1 protein-coding gene is annotated in these 361 nt (G+C 64.3%); it reads right to left on the bottom strand.

Going from position 1 to position 361, the window contains the following annotated elements; genetic code table 11:
• Window positions 1–361 (bottom strand): condensation domain-containing protein (locus V5E28_RS49255; protein WP_336217221.1); only part of this gene is annotated, 361 nt, incomplete at both ends.

Genomic DNA, 361 nt, shown 5'->3' with positions numbered 1-361 from the left:
TCCTGATGCTCGTAGGCGGCCAGATCTGTAGCCCGGACCCGATCGATCAGCTCACGGAACGTCGGATCGCCCGAAGTATCGGTCCGCAACACCAGCGTGTTGACGAAGAACCCGACCAGATCATCCAGCGCGTCATCCAACCGCCCGGCCACCGGAGTCCCGATCGGGACATCACCCCCAGCACCCAGCCGGGACAACAACGCCGCCAGCGCCGACTGCACCACCATGAACAACGTCGCACCACTCTGCCTGGCCAACGCCAGCAACCCACCATGCAACTCCGCCGAAACAGCGAACCGCACATGATCGCCCCGATAACTCGGCTCCGCCGGACGCGGCCGATCAACCGGCAACACCAACT

This window comes from Nonomuraea sp. LPB2021202275-12-8 (assembly GCF_037044575.1).
Classification (GTDB): Bacteria; Actinomycetota; Actinomycetes; order Streptosporangiales; family Streptosporangiaceae; genus Nonomuraea.
The sequence above is the reverse complement of the archived record's forward strand: the minus strand, read 5'-3'. Positions and strand labels throughout refer to the sequence as shown.